Raw genomic sequence first — 23,966 nt, forward strand, 5'->3', positions numbered from 1 at the left:
TTCTCGCACCATCAAGATCTATTATACCCACGCAACTCATACTCAAATAAAAAAAGCTTTGGAGAAATCTCCAAAGCTTAGTCTTGTTTATGGCGCATAGCAGGGAATAATAATACATCACGAATAGATGGTGCATTTGTTAATAACATAACTAGACGATCAATACCAATTCCTAATCCACCCGTAGGAGGCATACCGTACTCAAGAGCTTCAATATAATCGTCATCCATCATATGTGCTTCGTCATTACCTTGTTCACGCTCTTTTAATTGCGCTTCAAAACGTTCTTTTTGATCGATCGGATCATTTAACTCAGTAAATGCATTTGCATGTTCACGTGCAACGATAAATAATTCGAAACGATCTGTGAATCGTGGATCTTCATCATTCTTTTTCGCAAGTGGCGAAATTTCTACCGGATGACCGTAAATAAATGTTGGTTGGATTAATTTATCTTCTACTTTTTGCTCGAAGAACTCATTAATAATATGACCAACTTCCATTGTATCCTTAATTTCTACATTATGTTCTTTCGCAAGCTCACGCGCTTCTTCTACACTCATCGGATTCCAGAAATCCGCTCCAGAGTGTTGCTTAATTGCATCTACCATATGAAGACGTGTCCATTCTGGTTCTAGATTAATTTCATAATCACCATATTGGATTGTTGTTGTACCCAATACTTTTTTCGCAATATGAGCAACCATATTTTCTGTTAGTTTCATAATATCATTATAATCAGCGTACGCTTCATATAATTCAATCATCGTAAACTCAGGGTTATGACGAGTTGATACACCCTCATTACGGAATACACGGCCAATCTCATAAACTTTTTCTAATCCGCCCACAATAAGACGTTTTAAATGAAGTTCAATTGCGATGCGCATATATAATTCCATATCTAACGCATTATGATGCGTAGTGAAAGGACGAGCAGATGCTCCACCTGCAATCGCGTGCATCATAGGCGTTTCTACTTCAAGATAACCGTTGTCATCTAAATATCTTCTCATTTCACGAATAATTTTACTGCGAGTAACAAATGTTTCACGACTTTCCATACTTGTAATTAAGTCTAAGTAACGTTGACGGTATCGTTGTTCAACATCTTTTAATCCATGATATTTATCCGGTAACGGACGGAGAGATTTCGTTAAAAGCGTAAATCCCGTTGCTTTTACTGAAAGTTCTCCAACGTTTGTTTTGAACACTTTACCTTCAATACCTACTAAGTCACCTAAATCTGCTGTCGTAAATAACTCGTACTCTTCATCTCCAACAGTATCTTTACGAACGTAAATTTGAACTTGTCCGTGTAAATCTTGAATGTGCGCGAATCCAGCTTTTCCTTTACCGCGTTTTGTCATAATACGACCAGCGATAGAAACAGTGATTTCTTTCTCTTCTAATTCTTCTTTAGAGAATTCTCCATATAAACTTACTAAGTCGGTCGTTGAATTTGTGCGTTCAAATCGTTTACCGAACGGATCGATTCCTTGCTCACGTAAATTATGTAGCTTTTCACGACGAACAAGCAATTGGTCGTTTAATTCTTCGTGGTTCATGTTATCCATGATATTGATATCACTCCAGCTCTATTAATTTTTACAATATATACAGTATAGCATTTTCTACTCAACTAGAAAAACTGCCAGCAACTAACTGGCAGTTCTTCTTTCTTTCACGTAATTATAGGAAGTGTATAGAAGAATGTCAATCTCCTATGTTCCTTATTAACCAACGTAAATTGTTTGTTGTTTCGCTTCTACTTCTTCTACAAATGCACCTAACACATTCGCAAGGTCTTCACGTGTGTTACAAGCATTAATACCATTACGTACACTCGCATTACCACGAACACCTTTTAAATACCAAGCTGCATGTTTTCTCATCTCTCTTACAGCGACACTTTCGTTCTTTAAGTCGATAAGACGATCTAGATGCAACATACATACATCAATTTTCTCGCGCACTGTTGGTTCCGGCATTAATTCACCTGTCTCTAAATACTTTACTGTACGATAAATCATCCATGGATCCCCAAGAGCCGCACGGCCAATCATAACACCATCTACACCAATCTCATCAAGCATTCGCTTCGCATCTTGCGGTGTTTCGACATCACCATTTCCGATAACCGGGATATTCACAGCTTGCTTTACTTGTTTAATGATATCCCAATCCGCTTTACCTTCATACATTTGCACTCGCGTACGTCCGTGAACCGCCACAGCTTGTCCACCAGCACGCTCAATAGCTCTAGCATTTTCTATTGCGAAAATATGTTCTTCATCCCAACCGATACGCATTTTAACTGTAACCGGCTTTTCAACAGCATCTACAACCGCTGCTACCATTTCATATATTTTATTGGGATCTAAAAGCCACCTTGCCCCCGCATCACATTTTACGATTTTCGGTACTGGGCAACCCATATTGATATCAATAATATCTGCTGTCGTATATTTATCTACGTATTTCGCAGCATCTACAAGAGTTTCTTTCTCTCCACCAAAAATTTGTAAACTTAATGGTTTTTCTCTCTCATCGATATATAACATATCTAATGTTCTTTTGTTATTCAGTAATATTGCCTTATCACTTACCATTTCAGCACAAACTAGACCTGCACCAAATTCTTTCACTGTTAAACGGAATGCAGAATTACACACTCCCGCCATCGGTGCTAATACAACCGGATTTTTCATCTCAATATTTGCAATCTTTAACAATCAACCTACTCCTTCCTGCACAGTCACTTTGGCATTAATTCATCTATCGAAACATTTAATGCCTTAGCAACTTCTACTACAAAATCTTGAGAAGGTGATCGATTCCCTCTCTCAACTTCACCTAAAACAGATACAGATACCCCTAATTCTTTAGCAAAACCTTCTTGCGTGTAGCCTTTTAGCTTTCGAAAAGCACGAATGCGTCTTCCCCATTTTTCTGCTTCCATACCGTTACTCCCTCTCGCCTTTTCATTTCTTCTACTTGTGAACGTGAAATGTTTTGTTTTATGTCTTGATTAATCTCTAACAACGGAACGATAACAAAAGCTCTTTCAAACATCCGCGGATGCGGAACAATAAGATTCTCTGCTTCAATATTCTCTTGATTATAAAGTAAAATGTCAAGGTCGATAGTCCTCGGCCCCCACCTAATTTCCCTTTTTCTTCCTAGGTCATTTTCTACTTTTTGTGTTACTTTCAATAATTCTTGTGGTGATAAATTGGTAGAAATTTTTATAACTAAATTTAAAAAGCAACTTTGGTCAGTATAGCCAACTGGCTCAGTTTCATATACAGATGAAATATCATCAACCTGAATATAAGGATTTTTATTTAAGAACTGAATCGCTTCGGTTAGATACGTATAACGCTCTCCAATATTTGACCCTAATGCAATGTATGCTATATTATTCATGGACGTTCTCTCGTAATTTCTACTGCTACAGCACGATAATGACCTGGTATCGGTGGATCCGGCTTAATTACCTTAATTGTACATCGTGAAATACTTTCATATTGTTTTAATATATCTGCAGCAATATTTTCAGCGATACTCTCCACAAGCTTATACTTTCTATCTTCAACAACTTTTCTACATAATTCGAAAAGCTCTCCATAATTGACCGAATGCTCTAATTCATCACTTTCCCCTGCACGCTTTAAATCCAACTCCACCGTTAAGTCAACTTTAAATCTCTGACCTAATTTATTTTCCTCCGGGAACACACCATGATAACCGTAAAACTCCATATCATGGATATAAATTTTATCCAATTACTTTACCCCCTTACCAATCATTGCATCCATCATTTTAGCCATACGCGCCATTTCTTGCACATCATGGACACGAACAAACTCACAACCCTTTTCAATACCAAGACAAACAGTAGCTCCCGTTCCCTCAAGGCGTTCCTCTACTGGCAAATCTAATACGTGCCCAATAAAGGACTTTCTCGATGTACCTAAGAGAACCGGATAACCTAGCACATTTAACTGTTCTAAATTACGCATCACCTCTAAGTTTTGCTTAGGTGTTTTAGCAAAACCGATACCTGGATCTAAAATAATATTCTCATCTCGCACACCAGCATTTTTAGCAATTTTGATACTATCATACAAATCAGCAATCATATCCGCCATTAAATTACGATAATTCATATTATCGCGGTTATGCATTAAAATGATAGGTACATCATAATGAGCTGCGACTTCAGCAATTATTGGCTCCGCCTTCGCTCCCCAAATATCATTAATAATATGAGCACCAGCCTCAATTGCTTGCTTTGCAACTTCAGCTTTATATGTATCGATAGATATAGGCAATTTCACTTCTTTTGAAACCGCTTGAATCATCGGGACAACTCGCTTTATTTCTTCTTCTACTGATACTTTAGCAAAACCCGGGCGAGTAGATTCGCCACCAATATCAATAATATGAGCACCTTCACCTTGCATTTCTTTTGCATGACGTACCGCAGCATCTACCTCGTTGTAACTCCCACCATCAGAAAACGAATCTGGTGTTACATTTAAAATCCCCATAATTAATGTCTTTTCATTTAAATTCAATGTATATTCGCCGCAGCGTAAATCATAATCCCACTTCAAACTACACATCTCCTCTTCGTAATTCATTTCTGCTCCATAATTTCTCTCTCTGCATTCCATAAAGGTACATTAAACTTTTTGTAACTACTCCTACTTTACCCGGGAAATCCTGCGCTTCTATACGATAAAGCGGAACAATTTCTTGAATTGAGTTTGTTACAAAGACTTCATCTGCTGAAAGTAATTCATCTTTTGTAAAGAAACCTTCCTTTACTTCTATATTCAATTCTTCAGCACTTTTTATAATAAACGCACGAGTGATACCATTTAAAATCCCTGTTTTTAACGAAGGTGTATATAAAACATCACCTTTCACAAAAAAGAGATTCGAAACAATCCCCTCTGCAACATAACCTGCTTCAGTAAGGAAAATACCTTCCTTGCTCACTACATTTCCAATTTCACGCTTCCCTAAAATATTATTTAGATAATGATGAGACTTCAGACGAAATGCTCCTTCTGGTGTATTTCGCACTTGTTTTAAAATAACCCCTTCTTTTTCTACTACATCTCCTGGAGCTGTTAAAGGTTTTATAAAAACAATAACCGAAGGGTCTTCATACATTTCCGTTTGTAATCCTATTTCATCTACACCTGCTGATACATTAAAACGTACATACGCATGTTCCAATTCATTCTTAGCGAGTAGATTTTTCAAAATAAGCATCACGTCATCTTTTGTCATTGTCCATTTAATTTGCAATGCATCTAGCGCACCTATTAAACGGTTATAATGATCATCTAACAAAAAAGGATGACCATTATAAATACGAAATGTCTCAAAAACTCCCAGCCCATATAAATAACCATGGTCATAAGGGGAGATTTTCGCTTCATTCGCTTCTACATACTCGCCATTTACGTAAATTAACATGATGTCACACTTGGACTATATTTACGAATGAAGTTCTGTAGTAACTCTTTCCCATGAGAAGTCATAATAGATTCTGGGTGGAATTGCACACCCTCTATCGGCAGTGTCTTATGACGAATCGCCATAATTTCCCCTTCCTCTGTCCAAGATGTTACCTCTAAACAATCTGGCAATGACTCTTTCTTAACAATCAGGGAATGATAACGCGTTGCAGTAAATGGATTAGGAATATCTAAGAAAATCGTTTTCCCATCATGATGCATAAGTGACGTTTTTCCATGCATTAATCGCTCTGCACGAACAACTTCTCCACCAAATACTTGTGCAATCGATTGATGCCCAAGACAAACTCCAAAAATCGGAATCTTCCCAGCAAAGTATTTAATAACTTCCATACTAATCCCCGCTTCATTAGGACTACATGGACCTGGCGAAATCATTAAGAAATCTGGTTTCATATTCTCAATATCTGCAATACTCACTTCATCATTACGCTTAACAACAAGCTCTTGTCCAAGTTCTCCAAGAAACTGTACTAAATTAAATGTAAAAGAATCATAATTATCAATCATTAATATCATTTCTCTCACCTAACCGTTTCTTCGCTACTTTCTTTTGCACGCCATAAAGCAATTGCCTTTTTTAACGACTCTTTATATTCATTTTTCGGATTTGAATCAATTACAATTCCCGCTCCAGCTTGCACATGTGCTTGCCCATCTTTCGCAAGAAGCGTTCTAATGACAATATTTAATTCCGTATCTCCAGAATAACCAATCCAACCAATTGAACCTGTATAAATCCCTCGACGAACAGGCTCTAATTCTTCTATAATCTCCATCGTACGTATTTTCGGTGCACCAGTAATTGTTCCACCAGGAAATACAGCTTTCACTAAATCGAAAGCATCCTTATCTTCTTCCACCTCACCACGCACATTGGAAACGATATGCATAACATGTGAGTACTTTTCAATTACCATAAATTCATCGACTTCTACAGTACCATATTTACAAACACGTCCTAAATCATTTCGCTCTAAATCTACAAGCATCACATGCTCTGCTCGTTCCTTTTCGTTCTCAATTAATTCCCTTGCTAAGTCTTGATCCTCTTGTTCATTTGCACCTCGGGATCTTGTACCTGCAATTGGTCGTGTACTTACTTCTTGCCCTTGTTTTTTAATCAGCAATTCAGGCGAAGCACTAACAATTTGAAAATCCCCAAGCTCTAAGTAACCCATATATGGAGATGGATTAATTTTACGAAGACTTGTATAAATTTCTAGTGGATGCGTTTGTAAAGTTCTTTCCTGTCTTGTCGACAAGTTTACTTGAAACACATCACCATTTCCAATATACTCTTGAATACATTCAACAGCCTTCATAAAGCCTGCTTCTGTAAAGGCAACCGCTTCATTTTTCTTTTTAGGACGTTCAAACGGCATAGTCACTTCAGGCACTTCTGCCGTCCAAAGATCCTTCCATTCATTTAAACGTTCTTCCGCTTCTGCATGCTTATCTACATAATGTGTAATAATCCACAATACCTTTTCTTTTTGATCATAGACAAACACATCATCAAATAATAAAAAGTATATATCGGGTATATTCAGATCATCCTCTGCAAGAGAAGGGAGTTTTTCAATATAACGGATACAATCATAACTAAAGTAGCCCATTGCACCACCTTGAAAAGGTGGGTACTCTGGATTGTAGTCTGTTTTCCATTTCTCCATATATTCTTGCATTAAATCTAATGGATTCCCTTTTTTTATTGTTTCCTTACCACTTTCACTTATATGTAACTTTACACCCTTTCCTTGGATTACCGCTACCGGGTTTAAACCCACTATGTTATAACGACCGCCACGTCCACTTTCCAGCAAAATATGTTGCGGCTTATCCTGAGAAAGAAATTTATATTGCTTAAAGAAATCTAACTGATATGGAATAGAAAGCGCTAAAGATTTTCTTCGTTGCATATCAACACCCCGTCTTCTTTTATCCCACCCTCTTAGATGAACCACCTCAAACTACATAAGTTATTTATATAGAGATTGATTATACTCGAAGGCTAGTGAAAATAATTTAATTATACTACCTCTTATTTTACATGAAGTTTTCTAGTCATTCACTCTTTTCCTATTTCCAATCCAAAAAGAAAAAGCATCCTTTTTCAAGGATGCTTTTTCAATCGCATTTAATTATGATTCAAATTGATAAAGTGGTGTACTTAAATAACGTTCACCGTTACTTGGAATAATAACGAGTACCTTTTTCCCTTTACCTAACTTTTTCGCAACTTCTGTTGCTGCATAAATAACTGCTCCTGAAGAGATACCAACTAAAATACCTTCTTCTTTAGCCACTCTTCTCGCATATTCAAATGCTTGCTCTGTTTTCACTTGAATAATTTCATCATATACTTCTACATCCAATGTCTCTGGGACAAATCCCGCCCCAATTCCTTGGATTTTATGTGGACCTGGTTTCCCACCAGATAACACTGGTGAATCCGCAGGTTCTACTGCATAAATTTTAATACCTTCATATGCTTCCTTCAGCACTTCACCAGCACCAGTAATTGTTCCACCTGTACCAATACCTGCAATAAACGCATCTAATTGATCACCCATTTGTTCAACAATTTCTGGACCTGTTGTTAAACGGTGAATTTGTGGATTCGATTGATTTTGGAACTGTTGCGGTATAAAGTAACCATGCTCTTTTGCTAATTCAGTTGCTTTACGAATTGCTCCACCCATCCCTTCAGGACCTGGAGTCAATACTAATTCAGCACCGTAAGCACGTAATAAATTACGACGCTCAATACTCATTGTTTCTGGCATTACTAAAATTGCATTATATCCTTTAGCAGCCGCTACCATCGCTAAACCAATACCTGTGTTACCACTTGTTGGTTCAATGATTGTATCGCCCTCTTTTAACAATCCCTTTTTTTCAGCATCTTCAATCATAGCTAGTGCAATACGATCTTTAACGCTACTCCCCGGATTCATAAATTCTAGTTTTAAGTATATATCTGCGCTGTCTGATTCTACGATGCGGTTCAACTTAACGATCGGCGTTTTCCCGATTAATTCTGAAACTGATTGTGCCACTCGCATTCCTGTCACTCCTAACACCGAGTATTTTTATTGGTTTTATCTATATTTAGATTTTGTCAGAAAATTCCCTGTTTGTCAATCTATTCGGAGGGTTAATCCCCTTATTACAAATTCTCAATTAAATTTGTAATATCTTCTTTAGAGAACTTGTAACGTTCATTACAGAAATGGCAATGAACTTCTGTCTCTTCTTCTTCTTCACGAATTTGCTCTAACTCTGTTTTACCTAAACTAATTAACACACTCTCAATACGCTCACGTGAACACGTACAATTAAATTGAACATCCATTGTTTCTAATACTTTTACTTTATCTTCTCCAAGGACTGCATATAGTAGCTCTTCTGGAGAAAGGCCTCGTTCAATCAATGTTGATACAGGCGGGATTTTTTGCAAACGATCTTCAATGAATGAAATTGTTTCTTCCTGTGCGCCCGGCATAATTTGAAGGATAAATCCACCCGCCGCTAATACGCTGTCATCTCCATTTACAAGGACACCGACACCAACAGAAGAAGGCGTCTGCTCAGAAACTGCGAAATAATACGTGAAATCTTCCCCTAGTTCTCCCGAAACGATTGGGGATTGACCGATAAACGGCTCACGCATACCAATATCTTTAATTACTGTTACAAAACCTTCTGTACCTACCGCTTGATATACACGTAATTTCCCTTGTTCCGTTCCTTCAAAATCAACATGTGGATTCGTTACGTAGCCACGTACATCTCCATTTGCATGAGCATCCACTAAGATAGGGCCAATCGGACCATTACCTTCTACCTTAATCGTTAACTTTTGATCACCTTTTAACATCGCACCCATCATTGTACCTGCAGTTAAAGAACGACCAAGTGCCGCCGAAGCTGTCCTCCATGTATCATGACGTCTTTGTGCCTCACTTACTGTATTTGTTGTACGTACACTATACGCACGTACTTCTCCATCAAACGCTAACGCTTTTACTAAATAATCTTTCATACTTATTTATTCACCTTTCTCCTGCTGTAAATTTGCATTACGCTCATATAACATATACAAGCCTTTTAACGTTAAAAATGGATCTACAATATCAATTACATTCGATTCCTCTGAAATTAATTTCGCCAATCCACCTGTTGCAATAACTTTCGGTTCTTGTTTAGCTTCCTCTTTCATACGCTTAACAATACCTTCCACTTGTCCTACATAACCATAAAGAATACCTGATTGCATCGCACTTACTGTATTCTTCCCAACAACACTGCTCGGTTTTGTAATTTCAATACGAGGAAGTTTTGCCGCCCTACTATATAAAGCCTCTGCTGAAATCATAATTCCTGGCGTAATAACTCCACCCATATAATGCTTTTCTTCATTAATATAACAATATGTAGTAGCCGTACCAAAATCAACAATAATAAGTGGACTTCCATACAATTGGATTCCTGCTACTGCATTTACAATTCGATCTGCGCCTACTTCACGTGGATTTTCATATTTAATATTTAGCCCCGTTTTTATTCCAGGTCCTACTACAAGCGGTTTAATTTTAAAATACTTTTCACACATACGTTCTAAAGCGAACATAATTGGTGGTACGACTGAAGACACAATAATACCTTTCACATCTTCAAACGAGAGACCCTCATGATCAAGTAACTGTTTTACAAGCATTCCATATTCATCTTCTGTCTTATGACGATCTGTTTCCATGCGCCAATGCTGACGAAGTTCCCCCTCTTCAAACACGCCTAGTACAGCATTTGTGTTCCCTACATCCAATACAAAAATCATATTCTCACCACTTATCTTATTTAATCTATATTTGTGTAGTATGTATAAAACTTATAAAAACATCATATCACACATACTTATATAATCAGCTTTCCTATCCTCATCATTTTACAAAAAGATTGCTCTCTATTTCAATTTTTAATACTAGTTTTACTTAAATTACTTTATCCACTAAGCCCTCAATAGTAATTAGCAAAAATCTTAACAAATAAAAAAGGAGTGACGATAGTCACTCCTTCATTTCTTACTTATCTTCTTTATCTTCATCGTCTTTCTTCATATTGATGTTTACTTTCACATCATCTGAAGATGTTGGACGCTCAGGTAATCTGCCATAATCATATAAATGATTAATTTGCTCTGCATCTAATGTTTCTACTTCAAGTAACGTTTTTGCGATAATATCAAGCTTATCTCGTTTTTCAGTAAGAATTTGTTTCGCACGAGCATAACAGTCTTTAATAATCGTTTGCATTTCCACATCAATTTCATGCGCAATTGCATCACTGTAGTTTTGTTCTGAATGGAAGTCTCTTCCTAAGAATACCTGACCACCTTGTGAGCTACCAAATTGCATCGGTCCAAGCTTATCACTCATACCGAATTCCGTAACCATACGTCTTGCAATACCAGTCGCACGTTGGAAGTCGTTGTGAGCACCTGTACTTGCTTCACCAAATACAATCTCCTCAGCTACTCGACCACCAAGTAAACCAGTGATTTTATCAAGTAACTCTGGCTTTGTCATGAAGTAACGATCTTCCTTCGGAAGCATTACCGCATATCCACCAGCTTGACCACGAGGGACAATTGTTACTTTATGAACGACATCAGCCTCATCAAGAACAACACCAATTACAGTGTGGCCTGCTTCATGGAAAGCAACGATATTACGTTCTTTTTCAGAGATAACACGACTTTTCTTAGCTGGACCTGCAATAACACGATCCGTTGCTTCATCGATATCACTCATATCAATTTTCTTCTTATCTCGACGTGCAGCTACTAAAGCAGCTTCGTTTAATAAGTTTTCAAGATCCGCACCAGAGAATCCTGGTGTACGAGTCGCAATTGCTCTTAAATTAATATGCTCATCAAGCGGTTTATTACGCGCATGTACTTTCAGTACAGCTTCACGGCCATTTACATCTGGACGATCTACTGTAATTTGACGGTCAAAACGACCTGGACGTAATAACGCTGGGTCAAGAATGTCTGGACGGTTTGTCGCAGCAATGATAATAATACCTTCGTTTGCACCGAATCCATCCATTTCAACAAGTAACTGATTCAATGTTTGCTCACGCTCATCATGACCACCACCAAGACCTGCGCCACGTTGACGACCTACTGCATCAATTTCATCAATGAAAATGATACAAGGAGCATTTTTCTTTGCATTTTCAAATAAATCACGTACACGTGATGCACCGACACCGACAAACATCTCTACAAAGTCAGAACCACTGATAGAGAAGAATGGAACGCCAGCCTCACCTGCAACAGCACGTGCTAATAAAGTTTTACCTGTACCTGGAGGTCCAACTAATAGGACACCCTTTGGAATACGGGCACCAACTTCAGAAAACTTACGAGGGTCTTTTAAGAATTCAACTACCTCAACAAGTTCTTGTTTCTCTTCATCCGCCCCAGCAACATCTCTGAAACGAACTTTTTTCTTTTCATCATTATATAACTTCGCCTTACTTTTCCCGAAGTTCATAACACGGCTACCGCCGCCTTGAGCTTGGTTTAATAAGAAGAAGAATAAAATGAAGATGATGACAAACGGAATGATTGAAGTAAAGAATGTTACCCAAGCACTTGTTTCTTCTGCTGGTTGATACTTAACTTCGGCACCTTTCGCTTTATCATTGATTTTCTTTTGTAATTCCTCAGTATTTGGTGCATAAGTAACAAATTGTTCTCCTTGGCTAGAGTTATTGAATTGTCCTTTTACCTCAAATACACCATTTTTCGGTTGAAGTTGCACATTACGCACTTCACCGCTTTCTAGTTTAGTAATGAATTTGTCGTAGCTAACTGATGTCGTTTTTTGTGTCGAACCATTAAAATAGCTCACGATTCCAATTACTACTAAGAATATCAGTAAATAAAAGATGGTATTACGGAAGATACGATTCATTCCTAACCTCCTCTCACGGCATAAACACTATAGTAAATCGTAACATAGAAAAACTTTCCTATACAATTGTAAAGCCTGTATTTAATTAATTTGAGTAAACGCTTGGTTTTAATACGCCTACATAAGGAAGATTACGGTACTGCTCTTTATAATCTAATCCATATCCTACTACAAATTCATGTGGAACAGTAAATCCAACATAATCCGCTTTCAGATCAACCTTACGGCCTGTTGGCTTATCTAATAATGTAACAATTTTTACAGACTTCGCTTTACGATATTTGAATAAGTCTACTAAGTAGCTTAGTGTAAGACCACTATCAATAATATCTTCGACGATTAAAATATCACGACCTTCTACAGAAGTATCAAGATCTTTTAAAATTTTCACTTCGCCTGTTGAAACTGTAGAGTGACCATAACTAGATACAGCCATAAAATCCATTTCAAGATATGTATCTGTTCTCTTTAATAAATCTGCCATAAATGGCATTGCGCCTTTTAATACACCAATTGCAAGGGGTACTGTGTTTTTATAATCCTCTGCAATAACTGCACCTAGTTCGCGCACCTTTTCTTGTATTTGTTCTTCAGAAATTAATACTTTTTCGATATCTTGATTCATCATTTCATTATCCTCCCGGAAGACTCCTTGCTTTTGTAGTGAATAATCATATATTTACCCTTCTTTGCCATCTCTTTCGAAATTGCAAATGCAGATCGCTTCAACAAGGGTACCCAAATAATGTTCCCACTTGCATCACAAACGACCGGCCATTCTTCCCTTTTTTCTTTTGGTACTTTCGCTTCGATAAAAATAGCTTTTATCTTTTTCGTGCCATCCATACCTTGTATTGACATGCGATCTCCATTTTCCCTAGAACGAATACGAAGTGGATATGATATATCATTATACTTAGCAACAAATACTGTTTCATTCATGTTACTTGGTATATCTTCGCTCACCTCTGTTACAAATTCATCCCCGTTCAATAGCGTAATGATCCCGGGTACTGATAAATCTTGCAAAAAAGGAGAGACAATTTCTTGTTTAAATCTAAAGCTACACTCCTCGTATGTACGAACAATTTTCAAATCACCTGGAAAATCAAGTGAACCTGAAGGTTGTGTCCGCTTAAAAAACTCAATCACCTTGTCAATATGTATAGAAGAAAGAGAAGATGGAATCTTATATTCATAAAGATAGTTTAATATTAGTTGAATCCCTCTTCTTTGTAAAGGCATAGACATGGATTCAAAGGCAGGAATTGATAAGCTAATTTGTTTATCACTTTTTTTTGTAATTACTTTATTCATTTTCTCAAAAGCTAATTCCTGCAAATAAGCCTCATCCTCTTGCATCTGCACGCTAAATTTTTGGAATTTCTCATGCATTTGTGGATTTTCTTCTTTTAAGTGAGGAAGGACATATTTACGTAATCGATTCCTTGTATATACTTCCTTTTTATTACTCGGATCTATACGTGGAATTAAATTTAGCTTATTACAGTAATCAACAATTTCTTCCTTCGTTACCCCAAGTAACGGCCTAATTAAATATCCATTATGAAAAGGACGCTTCACTGCAATTCCTGCATATCCTTTCGGAGTACTCCCTCTTACAAGACGCATTAAAATCGTCTCTACTTGATCATCTCCATGATGTCCAAGAGCAACATATCTTGCATCATATTTCTTCATTATTCTTTCCAAAAATGCATATCTGCATTCCCTAGCAGCAACCTGTGCATTCATCCCGTATTGCTGTTGATATTGTGATACATTAATTCTTATCGTTTCACAAATAATTCCCAGTTCTTCACAAAGGTCCTGCACAAACTGTAAATCCTCTTGAGATTCATCACCTCTAAACATATGATCCACATGAGCTACTACAATTTCCAACTGTTTTTCCGCTCTTTTTTCTAATAAATAATATAAAAGGGCTAACGAGTCAGGACCACCAGAAACTCCCACAACAATTGTTGAATCATTCTTTAATACATCATGCTGCTTTACAAAGTCATCTACTTTTTCAACAAATGTATCTTTCAACTTCGCAATCACCTTTCATTAAACAAGAACAGCAACATTAGTCGCCTTGTCTATAATGGTACAACTTTTACAAACATTGTGCAAAAAAAAGATATACAAAAATTACATTTTTATCTTACATCCTCCGTCTGTATTCACAAAATCAATAGCATTACCTTTTCCCACAAAAAAACCTAGGTATTCGCCTAGGTTTTTAAAATCAAATTTTAGATAAACATTCCACTTACATTTTACTGCGCCTGCATGCCTACAATCGGAATCGTAGCCCACTTCGGCATATTTTTCTTCACTTTTGCCACTACAATAGTCATATCATCATTTATATAACCATCACAAGAGCGAATCACTTCTTCCATAATGATATCAGCAATTTCTTGCGGGTCTTCGGTTTGCAATTCTTTAATTTTTCGTTTCATCCACAATTCATGATTCTCTACATGCTGCGCTCCCTCAAAAATCCCATCGCTCATCATAATAAGGATATCGCCCGTTTTTAATTGTTCACCCACCACATCAACTTCAACATCTTCGATGATTCCCATCGGCAAATTACTTGCTTCAATTTTCAAAATATTATTCGCGCGTTTAACAAAACTCGGCGTTGATCCGATCTTTAAAAACCTTGCACTCGCATCTCGCAAATCTACCATAGCTAAGTCTAATGTCGTAAACATCTCTTCCGTCGTTCTCAAAGAAAGAATTGAATTAATAGACTTAATCGCTATTTCTTCGTCAATACCGGATTGGAGTATTTTTTGTAATAATTTCACCGTTTCCTTACTTTCCATATGAGCTCTTTGCCCATTCCCCATACCATCACTAATCGCAAGTGCATATTTGCCAACACTTAAATCCATCATCGCATAAGAGTCACCCGAAACAAATCCACCGCCCTTTGCGGCTGTGGCCAATCCCGTATCAAGAGAATACGTCTTCGCCGAACCGAATGATATTAAACTGTGGCCATTCGGATAAGAAGACTTTTCTTCATGTTTAACGACAATATTTTCTTTAAGGATATCCGAAAGCATCGGTGCAACTAACTTTTCACATTCACCATGTTCATTAGATGCAACGGGAATCAACATTTCAATATCAATACTTCCTCTATCTAAACAATAAATATCAACATGCTCTACTTCGACACCAAAATCACGGAACGCTTGCATAATCTGTTCTTCCTGCACCTGATGATTTTCACGCTCTCGTTGTATCTCCTTAGCAAAATCCTCCATAACCTTTGATACACCTAATAGTTGCTCCGCAACTATTCTACGATTTTCCTTCATTTGTTTTCGTAATTTTTGTCCCTCATAGAAATGATCTAATTCACCCGCTACTAAATCCGTCACTTTTTTCCCTCTCACACAATGCTTGTCCCACTCACGAACTAATTTACGATTATGTTGCAGGGTTCCTTCTTCCGTTTCACTCATTATTTGTTTCATATAATCGTACGTTTTATCGAAATTCACTACCCAGCATTGATCCTTTTTAAAGCATGTTTGACATGTTTTCGCAGTAATTGTACTCAAAAACAAATCTGCTTCTGTCTCTTTATCTTCTTCCTCTACATACCCATATACAGAAAAGCTATTAGATAAAGCAGCAAATACATTTGCAAATTGGTTGATTTTGTTCGCTGTAACATCGCGCATCCTTCTTAAATATTGTTGTTGATCTTGCGAATGCTCTTGTGTACCTGGCATAAATTTAGCAATACGATCTAAAACAAGCTTTGGCGTTAATAAGAAGATAGCAATCGCTACGCCTGACTCAATTAAAGTCGTTACAATATTTGTCTGTTTGTCTACATATAATGTAATTAAGCTTGTCCCAATTAATAAACCTAAACTAACACCTAAACGCTTCCCTTCTTTTAACAACCCACCAAGCAATCCAGAAAAAGCAAGAAGGCTAAGCTGGGACAAGCTAGATACATTTGCTAAACTTAATATCAAACCTGTTACGACCCCCACTGTAGATCCTGTAGCAGCACCCGCAATAAATGCAAAGACTAGTACTAAATACCGTGTAAAAATATGTTGAATAGAAGCATCATATACAAACCAATCTGTTGTACCCGTTAAAACAGATGCTAGTAATATAATCAAACAAACAATTTCTTCCGTCTCTAACGCCTGTTGTTTTCCTTTCCTTTCTACTAAAAGCGGAACACTTTGTAAAAATATCATAGTTAATACAAAACTAAGCCCAGCCTCAATGGTACTAACGAGTAAATCGTACATGGTGACAGTTTGTTGTGCAAAATATACAACAACTAAGTGTGCGGTTAATGCGGAGATAAATACTTGAAATGGAACAAGTCCAACGGTTTTACGTGTGAATCTACTAAAGAAGATATTATAAATGAAGAAAGTAAAGATAGATGCAAAAGTAAAAAACAAATTATCTATCGAGACTGAAAGAGCTCCTCCCATTAGAGCTAAAAATGCTAGCGGCATCTTATCCCGCTTCATAACATAAACAGCAGCAAAAAATGGTAGTGCAAACGGTAAGATATTTGTTAATATATATGCTCTTCCCAAAAGAAAACCAATAACAACAATAATAAATCCCCATCTAAAGAAAACTTGTTCAAATTTCATTCGCAACTTACTCGTCCACTTTATTCCTCCAAGCTGACTCTCATTCATTGCCAATACACTTGTATTCATAGTATTCCTTCCTGCTTTAGGCATACTTTTAACACCACCTGCATAGTTTAATTACTGTCATTATAAAAGATGATTGTTGGGATTTTTGTCAAAACAACAGTTTTCACTTTTATAATCGTTCGACTTTTTATTCGAAATAACTCTACAGATATACACGGTATGTAAGTTATTTCGATTTTTTAATTAAATATTCAGAAAATATAGGGTGATTTTGTAGAAGTGTTGTATATCTTAATCCATTTAACAAAAAAAGATCATGCAAATTTGCATGATCTTTTTAGATGACCCGTACGGGATTCGAACCCGTGTTACCGCCGTGAAAGGGCGGTGTCTTAACCACTTGACCAACGGGCCGTTAAATTAAATATAGCGGCGGAGGGGATCGAACCCCCGACCTCACGGGTATGAACCGTACGCTCTAGCCAGCTGAGCTACACCGCCATGTCGTCGTATTTAACGGACAATTAGTATCTTACATCAGATATTATTTAAAGTCAACATATCTTGAAAACTTTTTTAAAATATATTTTCACATATAAAAAAGTACCCTGAGCCATCACTCTGGGTACCTCTCTATATGTTAAAAACTAAACGGTCTTATTATCCGCGACGTGCGCCACGGCCACCACGTTTAGACTCTGTGTTACGCTTTAAAGAAGTTAAACGATCTTCGCTATCCTTTAAGAAGCGTGCCATCTTTTGCTCAAATGTTTCTTTTGGAGCTCGGTCGTTACCGCCACCGCGATTATCTCTGTTGAAAGAGCGATTATTACGTTGTGGACGTCCAGAACGTTGTTGATCACCACCGCGTTGGTATTCACCGCGTGGACGATCTCCTTCTGTTTTTTCACGTTCTTTCGCTTTTTTGATAGATAAACCAATCTTTCCATCTTTTTCAACATTAATAACTTTTACTTCTACTTGGTCGCCCACTTTTAAGTGATCGTTAATATCTTTTACATAGTTATCAGCAACTTCACTAATATGAACAAGACCAGTTAAGCCTTCTGGCAGCTCCACAAAAGCCCCAAAATTTGTAATACCTGTTACTTTACCCTGTAACTTGCTGCCTACCTCGATTGACATAAAAAAAATGCTCCTCCTTAGTGGTTAAAAAGTCAAATTTTACTTTATTATATATAATCCTAAAATATAGTGTCAATAAGACATACTCTACTTCGAAACAGGAAAAATTATCTCCCCTTTACCAGAGAAGAAATAATCCCTTCTAGCAATCTTTAATACGTACTCTTCATCATTTAACTTTTGAACTTCGTCTTTTAGACTTTTTTCTTTATTCGTTAATGAATCCAGTTCTTTTTTCATGTCCTTAACTTTTGCTTCTTTTGCTTTAATGGAACTGTTTTGTTGATAAAACGTTACACTAATACTCGCAATAATTGTAAAAGTAAAGACAAGAAAAACCGCTAAACGGCGATAAAGTCGCTTCCTGTTCTCATCCGTTTGTATTATATGCTCTTTAACAGGATTTGGACTCTGTTTTTCGATTGTTCTTTGTCTCAGTTCCCTCATTTCCGAGGTCCCCCTAACTTCTTTTTTATACGCTCCCATATTTGGAAGATATGTCCCTTCAATTTTGCTATATATTGCAGGAACCCTATATGTTTCACTATAAAAAGTTTAACACGATTAGGGAGAAGTTTCCATATGAGCGAAGCAATAAATCGAACAGGCCAGAAAAAAACTTTCCATATGAAAAGTAATATCCAAATCACCATTTTCCATAACACATGTCCAATTGAAAGCAGTATACGAAATAAGAATAATATAAATGCAATAAATAGCTGCGCTATAATAATAACAGGTTTTATCATGAGTAGCTGTATAATTCGAACAAAAAAATATGTTGTTTGCATAAAAATATAGATGAGAAAATTTAACAGCTTCATGTATAGTGCTTTCAGTAAGCTTTGATATGCCGCAAAACCACATAATAATGCCAAAAACACATATATACGTAACTCAGCTTCATTTACGAGAAGCAATACATAAAAGACAAATAATGCTTGGACAATCCAAAATAGTATATCATGTATAAATACAAGCCAACGTTTACGTTCTTGACGCTTTAAAAAACGTTGATATGTATCTAAAGATGCTCCAATCCAAGCACCCATTCCAATCATTGAAAGCATTGTATACAACTGAATTGTTAAGCTCATTTAAACAACTTACTAAAGAAACCTTTAGTTTTTTCTCCTTGATTTTCATCAATATACAGCATCTCATGAACTTTCCCTTTAATCGACACAATACCTTTTTCTACATCTAAATTTTTCATTTGTAAATTTTGACCACGAATCGTTAAAAAACCCATTACGGTTTCGAGTAAAAACTCTTCGCTATCAAAACTCTCTACCTGCTTCACACCAGTAATATCAATTACACGCCTTCCACGCATAATAATATCATGCTCCACAGAAACATTTTGTTGATTAGAAGACGTAGGTGAGTAACCATTATTCACGTAAATCCCCCCATAGGTTTTTACTAGCTAATAGTAATGTATGAGGGGATAAATGATTTTAGAACAAGCCTTCTTCCGCTTTTACTTTTTCTTCGCGAACTAAGCTATACATATTTGCTGCATCTTCTTTTTTAGTTGTTTCTTTCAATTCATTTATTTTTACAGTCACTATTTTTTGACCAAAACGAATTGTTAATTCATCAGCTACTTTCACATCCGAACTTGCTTTTGCCACTTGACCATTAATAGATATTCTTCCTTGATCAGCTACTTCTTTCGCTAATGTTCTTCTTTTAATTAAACGTGACACTTTTAAAAACTTATCTAGACGCATCTCAAATCCCCCTATTAACGCTCTGTTTGTTTCGCTTCTTCCCATAAAACATCTAACTGTTCTAATGATAAATCTTCCATCTCTTTATTCATTTCAGCTACTTTTGCCTCCATGTATAAAAAACGACCAGTAAATTTCTCATTAGTTGAACGTAACGCCTCTTCTGGATCTATTTTATAATGACGAGCTATATTAACAAATGCAAATAGTAAATCACCAAACTCACCTAGCATCTTTTCCTCATCCATGTTTGTAACTTCTTGTTGGAACTCTTGCCATTCTTCCAAAGCTTTCTCTATCATAGGCTGCACATCAACCCAATCAAATCCAACCTTACCGGCTTTCTTCTGAATTTCATAGGCGCGTAGTAACTGCGGCAAACTTTTTGGAACGCCATTTAAAACAGATTCTTTCACGAATCCTTTTTCTTGTTTTTTAATTTCTTCCCAATTGGCAATCACTTCATCAGCATTGTTTACATCCGTATTTCCAAATACATGTGGATGGCGACGAACCATTTTCTCAGATAGAGTTCGAATGATTTCATCTATAGAAAACCAACCTTCATCTTCTCCAATTTGAGCATGAAGCATAACTTGTAATAATATATCACCTAATTCTTCTACTAAGTGATCATCATCCTCTTCATCAATTGCTTCCAATACTTCATAAGCTTCCTCAATTAAATATTTCTTTAATGATTGATGTGTTTGCTTTTTATCCCACGGACAACCATTTGGGCCTCGAAGTTCTGCAATAATTTCTCTAAGTACATCGAACTGTTGATACAAGGATGCACGCTCCTGAACTGGCGGCACATACACACTCGTTAAATTATTCAATTCCGTTTCATGATCTAACATATACAACGGTACCTTCTTTACTTGTTCAAATGAAGTTCCTGCAGCTGTTACGATATACACTTCATAATCATCCGGCAACATCTCCATTAATGTTAATTTCACATCAGATGCAACGAATGCATCATATACTTGGCAAAAGATTAGATGTTGACGTAATTCTAATTGTCCTCTTTTAAATGATGTAGCGTCAAGTAATTGAAATCCTTCAATTGGATCAATCTTTAGGCTTGCAAACATAGGATCAAGGAAACTTTGTCCACCCTCAATTCGCAATTCAACATTTGAATCTTCACCTTTTTCCAACAGTAGCTGAACTGTTCTTTCTGCTACAAGCGGATGCCCTGGAACAGCATAGATAATTTCTGTACCTTCAGCTTGTTCTAGCAATTTATTCGCAATTGTTTCATATACAATTTCAAACGTATCATGCGCTTCATATACATCATCAAAAGCCGTATATTGCACGCCTTCTTTCTCCAATTCTTCTATAACTGGATGTTCCTTCGTCCTAACAAACAGATGATCTGCTTCTTTTATCTTTCGATATACACCCATCGTTAGCTGATCTAATTCACCAGCACCTAAACCTAAAATAGTAATGATTCCACTCACAATCTGTCACCTCTATCCACTCTTCTTCAATGAACCTTCTTTTTTCTCTTGTTTCATAACGGTTCCTAATTCTTTTTTTGTAAATACACGTAATTTCAAAATTAAAAACATATATGTCAATCCGCCGACAACTACACCTAGCAACGCTTCAAGCGTCGCGATTCCTCTATGTTCCGTATCAATTACTAATCCAGACACCTGCAACACACGTGTGAACATCATTAATACAAATCCCATACAGATACCACTAATCACTACACCTAACATATTTCGCTTATTGATAAGCGATCCTGATACAGCTCTCATAAGCAACAAACTATTTAGCCCAGAAATTATAATTAACGCACACAAAGTCGCAAAGGCTGCCCCTTTCACACCAAAATAAGGCATAAATATATAATTTAACGCTAACTTTAAGCAACCTCCAAATACAACAAATAATGCTGGCTTAAATGTTTGTCCCAACCCTTGTAAAATAGAAGCCGTCGTAATTGACAACGAGCTAAATAAAATAGATAAAGATAAAATAGATAAAACATCTGATCCATCACTATTTTCAAACAACATAATATTCGTAGGTTGAATAATACAAGTTAGTCCAATAGCTGCTGCAAGTCCAATAACAAGTGTTATTTTCATTGCTAACTTTACCTTTTCTTGAATAAAGGAAAGATCTCCTCTTTCCTTCGCCGCTGTAATAATTGGAATAAGTGACAACGAGAAAGAAGTCGTCACAACAGTACCTAATTGCATTAGCGGAATACTTCTATCATAAACACCCTTTAATACCTTTGCACTTTCAACCTGTTCTCCCGCACCAATAAGTAAGGTGTACAAGGATATTGAATCTGCCATCTGTATAAAAATAAGCACTAAATTACTAACACAAATCGCTAACCCCTGCCAAAAAAGGATTTTAATTATCCTCCTTTTGCCCTTAATTCTCGCTACACTTTTGAAAAATATAGAACGAAAATCTCGACGCATATACAACATAAGTACAATAATCCCAATAAGTCCACCCGCAATTGAGCCTAACATAGCCCCTGCACCAACTGTATATAAATCAAATCCGTGAGCAATTAGGAATAGCGATAAAAATACAATAATAGAAACTCGAATTGTTTGTTCTATTACTTGCGAAACAGCTGTTGGCATCATATTATTGAAGCCTTGAAAATACCCTCTTGCTACAGACAAAAACGGCATCAATAAGAATGAAAATGAAATAACACGTAGTAACTTATCTAAGTATATATCGCCCATAGCTATCGCAATTGTTTTGGCCCCAAAAAACAATGTAAAGAAGCCTATAAAACCAATTCCCAATAAAAACCAAAAAGATACACAAATAATTTCTTCTGCTTCTTTTTGTTTTCCCCGCTCTAGTCGTTCTGCAACCATTTTCGAAATGATAATAGGAAACCCATAAGTAGCTAAAATTAAACAAAATCCATAAAACGGGTAAATTTGTTGATAAATATAAAAACCAATATCACCCGCTATATTTTGATATGGAATACGGTAAAAAGCGCTTAATACTTTTGTAACAAAACTTGCAATCGTTAATATAATAGCCCCACGCCAAAAGGCTTGATACTTCTTCGCTTCCATACAAGAAAACTCCTTTTTCTATTCTCACCTCTCGTATTATATCATAAAGAAATGAACAAGCTGCCTTACCACCACGGGTAATAATAGGTTCCTGCACCGTTAAAAATACTCAACGAAAAAAGGTAGCAAAGCGCTACCTTCATTCAATATACATATATCTCCAAATAATTGATTTCTCAAAAAGAAAGATCATAATTAGGAAAAATTGCTACTTCTAAAATTATACACCCTTACTGTTCCATTTGTTTCGCTAAGAAACTGGCAGCAGTATTAACCGCTTTATGCTCGATTTCGCTTATAATAGCTTCTTTCGAAAAAATAATGACAGCTCCAATCGGGTCTCCGTTTGCAACAATCGGTCCAACTGTATAAGAATGAACCTTTTCTGTTACACCATCGATAATGGAAATATCACTTTCGTCCGTCATAATAACAGACTTTCGTTCTTCCATCGTTTTTTCGATTAAATCGCCAACACTTTTATTTAAGTATTCTTTTTTCGATACGCCTGATACTGCGATGATAGAATCTCGATCACAGACAAGCACATTATGTCCTAAGCTGTCATATAAAGCCTCAGCATATTCTTTTGCAAAATCACCTAGTTCACTAATTGGAGAATACTTCTTTAAAATTACCTCTCCATCGCGATCAACAAATATTTCTAGTGGGTCTCCTTCTCGAATACGTAAAGTTCTACGAATTTCCTTCGGGATTACTACCCTGCCTAAATCATCAATTCGACGTACGATTCCAGTTGCTTTCATTCTAATGC

At 36.6% G+C, this 23,966-nt stretch carries 24 protein-coding genes and 2 tRNA genes; all 26 read right to left on the reverse strand.

Going from position 1 to position 23,966, the window contains the following annotated elements:
* Window positions 1-77 precede the first annotated feature (77 nt).
* The 26 genes from lysS to spoVT all read right to left on the reverse strand — a co-directional run bounded on the left by lysS (window position 78) and on the right by spoVT (window position 23,958).
* Window positions 78-1,577 (reverse strand): lysine--tRNA ligase, encoded by a 1,500-nt coding sequence (gene lysS / locus MHI28_RS17695; protein WP_000369685.1) that lies wholly within the window; start codon window positions 1,575-1,577, stop codon window positions 78-80.
* A gap of 159 nt (window positions 1,578-1,736) precedes the next feature.
* Window positions 1,737-2,735, reverse strand: a complete 999-nt coding sequence (gene dusB / locus MHI28_RS17700; protein ID WP_000912244.1) for a tRNA dihydrouridine synthase DusB — start codon at window positions 2,733-2,735, stop codon at window positions 1,737-1,739.
* 23 nt (window positions 2,736-2,758) lie between these two features.
* Entirely contained in the window at window positions 2,759-2,962 is a 204-nt protein-coding gene (locus tag MHI28_RS17705) for a helix-turn-helix domain-containing protein (protein WP_000387030.1), read from the reverse strand.
* Window positions 2,914-3,429, reverse strand: coding sequence for a 2-amino-4-hydroxy-6-hydroxymethyldihydropteridine diphosphokinase (folK, locus tag MHI28_RS17710; RefSeq protein ID WP_001059450.1), 516 nt, complete (start codon window positions 3,427-3,429; stop codon window positions 2,914-2,916). The genes MHI28_RS17705 and folK overlap by 49 nt, the downstream gene beginning before the upstream one ends.
* Window positions 3,426-3,788, reverse strand: a complete 363-nt coding sequence (folB, locus tag MHI28_RS17715) for a dihydroneopterin aldolase (protein WP_000358066.1) — start codon at window positions 3,786-3,788, stop codon at window positions 3,426-3,428. Before folB ends, folK begins: the two co-directional genes overlap by 4 nt.
* Complete coding sequence (gene folP / locus MHI28_RS17720; protein ID WP_002162959.1) at window positions 3,789-4,649, reverse strand: dihydropteroate synthase; 861 nt, start codon at window positions 4,647-4,649, stop codon at window positions 3,789-3,791. It abuts the gene before it with no gap.
* Window positions 4,624-5,496, reverse strand: a complete 873-nt coding sequence (gene pabC, locus MHI28_RS17725) for an aminodeoxychorismate lyase (protein WP_000909860.1) — start codon at window positions 5,494-5,496, stop codon at window positions 4,624-4,626. Before pabC ends, folP begins: the two co-directional genes overlap by 26 nt.
* A complete protein-coding gene (pabA, locus tag MHI28_RS17730; protein ID WP_000602284.1) occupies window positions 5,490-6,077 on the reverse strand; it encodes an aminodeoxychorismate/anthranilate synthase component II in 588 nt (195 codons plus the stop codon). The genes pabC and pabA overlap by 7 nt, the downstream gene beginning before the upstream one ends.
* A 5-nt stretch (window positions 6,078-6,082) precedes the next feature.
* A complete protein-coding gene (gene pabB / locus MHI28_RS17735) occupies window positions 6,083-7,480 on the reverse strand; it encodes an aminodeoxychorismate synthase, component I (protein ID WP_001189711.1) in 1,398 nt (465 codons plus the stop codon).
* A gap of 222 nt (window positions 7,481-7,702) precedes the next feature.
* A complete protein-coding gene (cysK, locus tag MHI28_RS17740) occupies window positions 7,703-8,626 on the reverse strand; it encodes a cysteine synthase A (protein ID WP_001261716.1) in 924 nt (307 codons plus the stop codon).
* Window positions 8,627-8,730: 104 nt separating this feature from the next.
* Window positions 8,731-9,606: a redox-regulated molecular chaperone HslO gene (hslO, locus tag MHI28_RS17745; RefSeq protein WP_000656369.1), complete on the reverse strand. Its 876-nt coding sequence runs from the start codon at window positions 9,604-9,606 to the stop codon at window positions 8,731-8,733.
* A gap of 6 nt (window positions 9,607-9,612) precedes the next feature.
* Window positions 9,613-10,401: a type III pantothenate kinase gene (locus MHI28_RS17750; protein ID WP_000578366.1), complete on the reverse strand. Its 789-nt coding sequence runs from the start codon at window positions 10,399-10,401 to the stop codon at window positions 9,613-9,615.
* Window positions 10,402-10,645: 244 nt separating this feature from the next.
* Complete coding sequence (ftsH, locus tag MHI28_RS17755) at window positions 10,646-12,547, reverse strand: ATP-dependent zinc metalloprotease FtsH (protein WP_001079668.1); 1,902 nt, start codon at window positions 12,545-12,547, stop codon at window positions 10,646-10,648.
* 85 nt (window positions 12,548-12,632) lie between these two features.
* Window positions 12,633-13,175 (reverse strand): hypoxanthine phosphoribosyltransferase, encoded by a 543-nt coding sequence (hpt, locus tag MHI28_RS17760; protein WP_000981846.1) that lies wholly within the window; start codon window positions 13,173-13,175, stop codon window positions 12,633-12,635.
* Window positions 13,172-14,602 (reverse strand): tRNA lysidine(34) synthetase TilS, encoded by a 1,431-nt coding sequence (gene tilS, locus MHI28_RS17765; protein ID WP_340828130.1) that lies wholly within the window; start codon window positions 14,600-14,602, stop codon window positions 13,172-13,174. The genes hpt and tilS overlap by 4 nt, the downstream gene beginning before the upstream one ends.
* A gap of 230 nt (window positions 14,603-14,832) precedes the next feature.
* Window positions 14,833-17,304, reverse strand: a complete 2,472-nt coding sequence (gene spoIIE, locus MHI28_RS17770; RefSeq protein WP_001123558.1) for a stage II sporulation protein E — start codon at window positions 17,302-17,304, stop codon at window positions 14,833-14,835.
* A 258-nt stretch (window positions 17,305-17,562) separates the two neighbouring features.
* Window positions 17,563-17,634, reverse strand: a tRNA-Glu gene (locus MHI28_RS17775).
* 13 nt (window positions 17,635-17,647) lie between these two features.
* Window positions 17,648-17,721, reverse strand: a tRNA-Met gene (locus MHI28_RS17780).
* 159 nt (window positions 17,722-17,880) lie between these two features.
* Complete coding sequence (locus MHI28_RS17785) at window positions 17,881-18,366, reverse strand: S1 domain-containing RNA-binding protein (protein ID WP_000021451.1); 486 nt, start codon at window positions 18,364-18,366, stop codon at window positions 17,881-17,883.
* A gap of 87 nt (window positions 18,367-18,453) precedes the next feature.
* Window positions 18,454-18,813 (reverse strand): cell division protein DivIC, encoded by a 360-nt coding sequence (divIC, locus tag MHI28_RS17790; protein ID WP_001208739.1) that lies wholly within the window; start codon window positions 18,811-18,813, stop codon window positions 18,454-18,456.
* Window positions 18,810-19,463 carry a spore cortex biosynthesis protein YabQ gene (yabQ, locus tag MHI28_RS17795; protein ID WP_000059770.1) on the reverse strand — a complete coding sequence of 218 codons (654 nt, stop codon included), beginning with the start codon at window positions 19,461-19,463 and terminating at the stop codon, window positions 18,810-18,812. The genes divIC and yabQ overlap by 4 nt, the downstream gene beginning before the upstream one ends.
* Window positions 19,460-19,768, reverse strand: a complete 309-nt coding sequence (gene yabP / locus MHI28_RS17800) for a sporulation protein YabP (RefSeq protein WP_001059105.1) — start codon at window positions 19,766-19,768, stop codon at window positions 19,460-19,462. The genes yabQ and yabP overlap by 4 nt, the downstream gene beginning before the upstream one ends.
* Window positions 19,769-19,826: 58 nt before the next feature.
* Window positions 19,827-20,102, reverse strand: a complete 276-nt coding sequence (locus tag MHI28_RS17805; protein WP_001234876.1) for an RNA-binding S4 domain-containing protein — start codon at window positions 20,100-20,102, stop codon at window positions 19,827-19,829.
* 14 nt (window positions 20,103-20,116) lie between these two features.
* Window positions 20,117-21,577: a nucleoside triphosphate pyrophosphohydrolase gene (mazG, locus tag MHI28_RS17810; RefSeq protein WP_000014233.1), complete on the reverse strand. Its 1,461-nt coding sequence runs from the start codon at window positions 21,575-21,577 to the stop codon at window positions 20,117-20,119.
* Window positions 21,578-21,589: 12 nt separating this feature from the next.
* Entirely contained in the window at window positions 21,590-23,191 is a 1,602-nt protein-coding gene (locus MHI28_RS17815; RefSeq protein WP_000387575.1) for a putative polysaccharide biosynthesis protein, read from the reverse strand.
* 230 nt (window positions 23,192-23,421) lie between these two features.
* Window positions 23,422-23,958, reverse strand: a complete 537-nt coding sequence (gene spoVT, locus MHI28_RS17820) for a stage V sporulation protein T (RefSeq protein WP_000648306.1) — start codon at window positions 23,956-23,958, stop codon at window positions 23,422-23,424.
* Between the last annotated feature and the right edge of the window lie 8 nt (window positions 23,959-23,966).

This window comes from Bacillus sp. FSL K6-0268, from assembly GCF_038005425.1.
Lineage (GTDB): Bacteria > Bacillota > Bacilli > Bacillales > Bacillaceae_G > Bacillus_A > Bacillus_A thuringiensis_S.

Bases quoted from the DNA above. Each gene is read 5' to 3' on its own strand.
- pabB (WP_001189711.1), bottom strand. From the start codon at position 7,480: ATGCAACGAAGAAAATCTTTAGCGCTTTCTATTCCATATCAGTTAGAT.
- hpt (WP_000981846.1), bottom strand. From the start codon at position 13,175: ATGATGAATCAAGATATCGAAAAAGTATTAATTTCTGAAGAACAAATA.
- MHI28_RS17805 (WP_001234876.1), bottom strand. From the start codon at position 20,102: ATGCGTCTAGATAAGTTTTTAAAAGTGTCACGTTTAATTAAAAGAAGA.
- MHI28_RS17815 (WP_000387575.1), bottom strand. From the start codon at position 23,191: ATGGAAGCGAAGAAGTATCAAGCCTTTTGGCGTGGGGCTATTATATTA.
- spoVT (WP_000648306.1), bottom strand. From the start codon at position 23,958: ATGAAAGCAACTGGAATCGTACGTCGAATTGATGATTTAGGCAGGGTA.
- folP (WP_002162959.1), bottom strand. From the start codon at position 4,649: ATGAATTACGAAGAGGAGATGTGTAGTTTGAAGTGGGATTATGATTTA.
- MHI28_RS17750 (WP_000578366.1), bottom strand. From the start codon at position 10,401: ATGATTTTTGTATTGGATGTAGGGAACACAAATGCTGTACTAGGCGTG.
- pabC (WP_000909860.1), bottom strand. From the start codon at position 5,496: ATGTTAATTTACGTAAATGGCGAGTATGTAGAAGCGAATGAAGCGAAA.
- yabQ (WP_000059770.1), bottom strand. From the start codon at position 19,463: ATGAGCTTAACAATTCAGTTGTATACAATGCTTTCAATGATTGGAATG.
- lysS (WP_000369685.1), bottom strand. From the start codon at position 1,577: ATGGATAACATGAACCACGAAGAATTAAACGACCAATTGCTTGTTCGT.
- MHI28_RS17785 (WP_000021451.1), bottom strand. From the start codon at position 18,366: ATGTCAATCGAGGTAGGCAGCAAGTTACAGGGTAAAGTAACAGGTATT.
- cysK (WP_001261716.1), bottom strand. From the start codon at position 8,626: ATGCGAGTGGCACAATCAGTTTCAGAATTAATCGGGAAAACGCCGATC.
- folK (WP_001059450.1), bottom strand. From the start codon at position 3,429: ATGAATAATATAGCATACATTGCATTAGGGTCAAATATTGGAGAGCGT.
- spoIIE (WP_001123558.1), bottom strand. From the start codon at position 17,304: ATGCCTAAAGCAGGAAGGAATACTATGAATACAAGTGTATTGGCAATG.
- ftsH (WP_001079668.1), bottom strand. From the start codon at position 12,547: ATGAATCGTATCTTCCGTAATACCATCTTTTATTTACTGATATTCTTA.
- divIC (WP_001208739.1), bottom strand. From the start codon at position 18,813: ATGAGGGAACTGAGACAAAGAACAATCGAAAAACAGAGTCCAAATCCT.
- hslO (WP_000656369.1), bottom strand. From the start codon at position 9,606: ATGAAAGATTATTTAGTAAAAGCGTTAGCGTTTGATGGAGAAGTACGT.
- MHI28_RS17705 (WP_000387030.1), bottom strand. From the start codon at position 2,962: ATGGAAGCAGAAAAATGGGGAAGACGCATTCGTGCTTTTCGAAAGCTA.
- pabA (WP_000602284.1), bottom strand. From the start codon at position 6,077: ATGATATTAATGATTGATAATTATGATTCTTTTACATTTAATTTAGTA.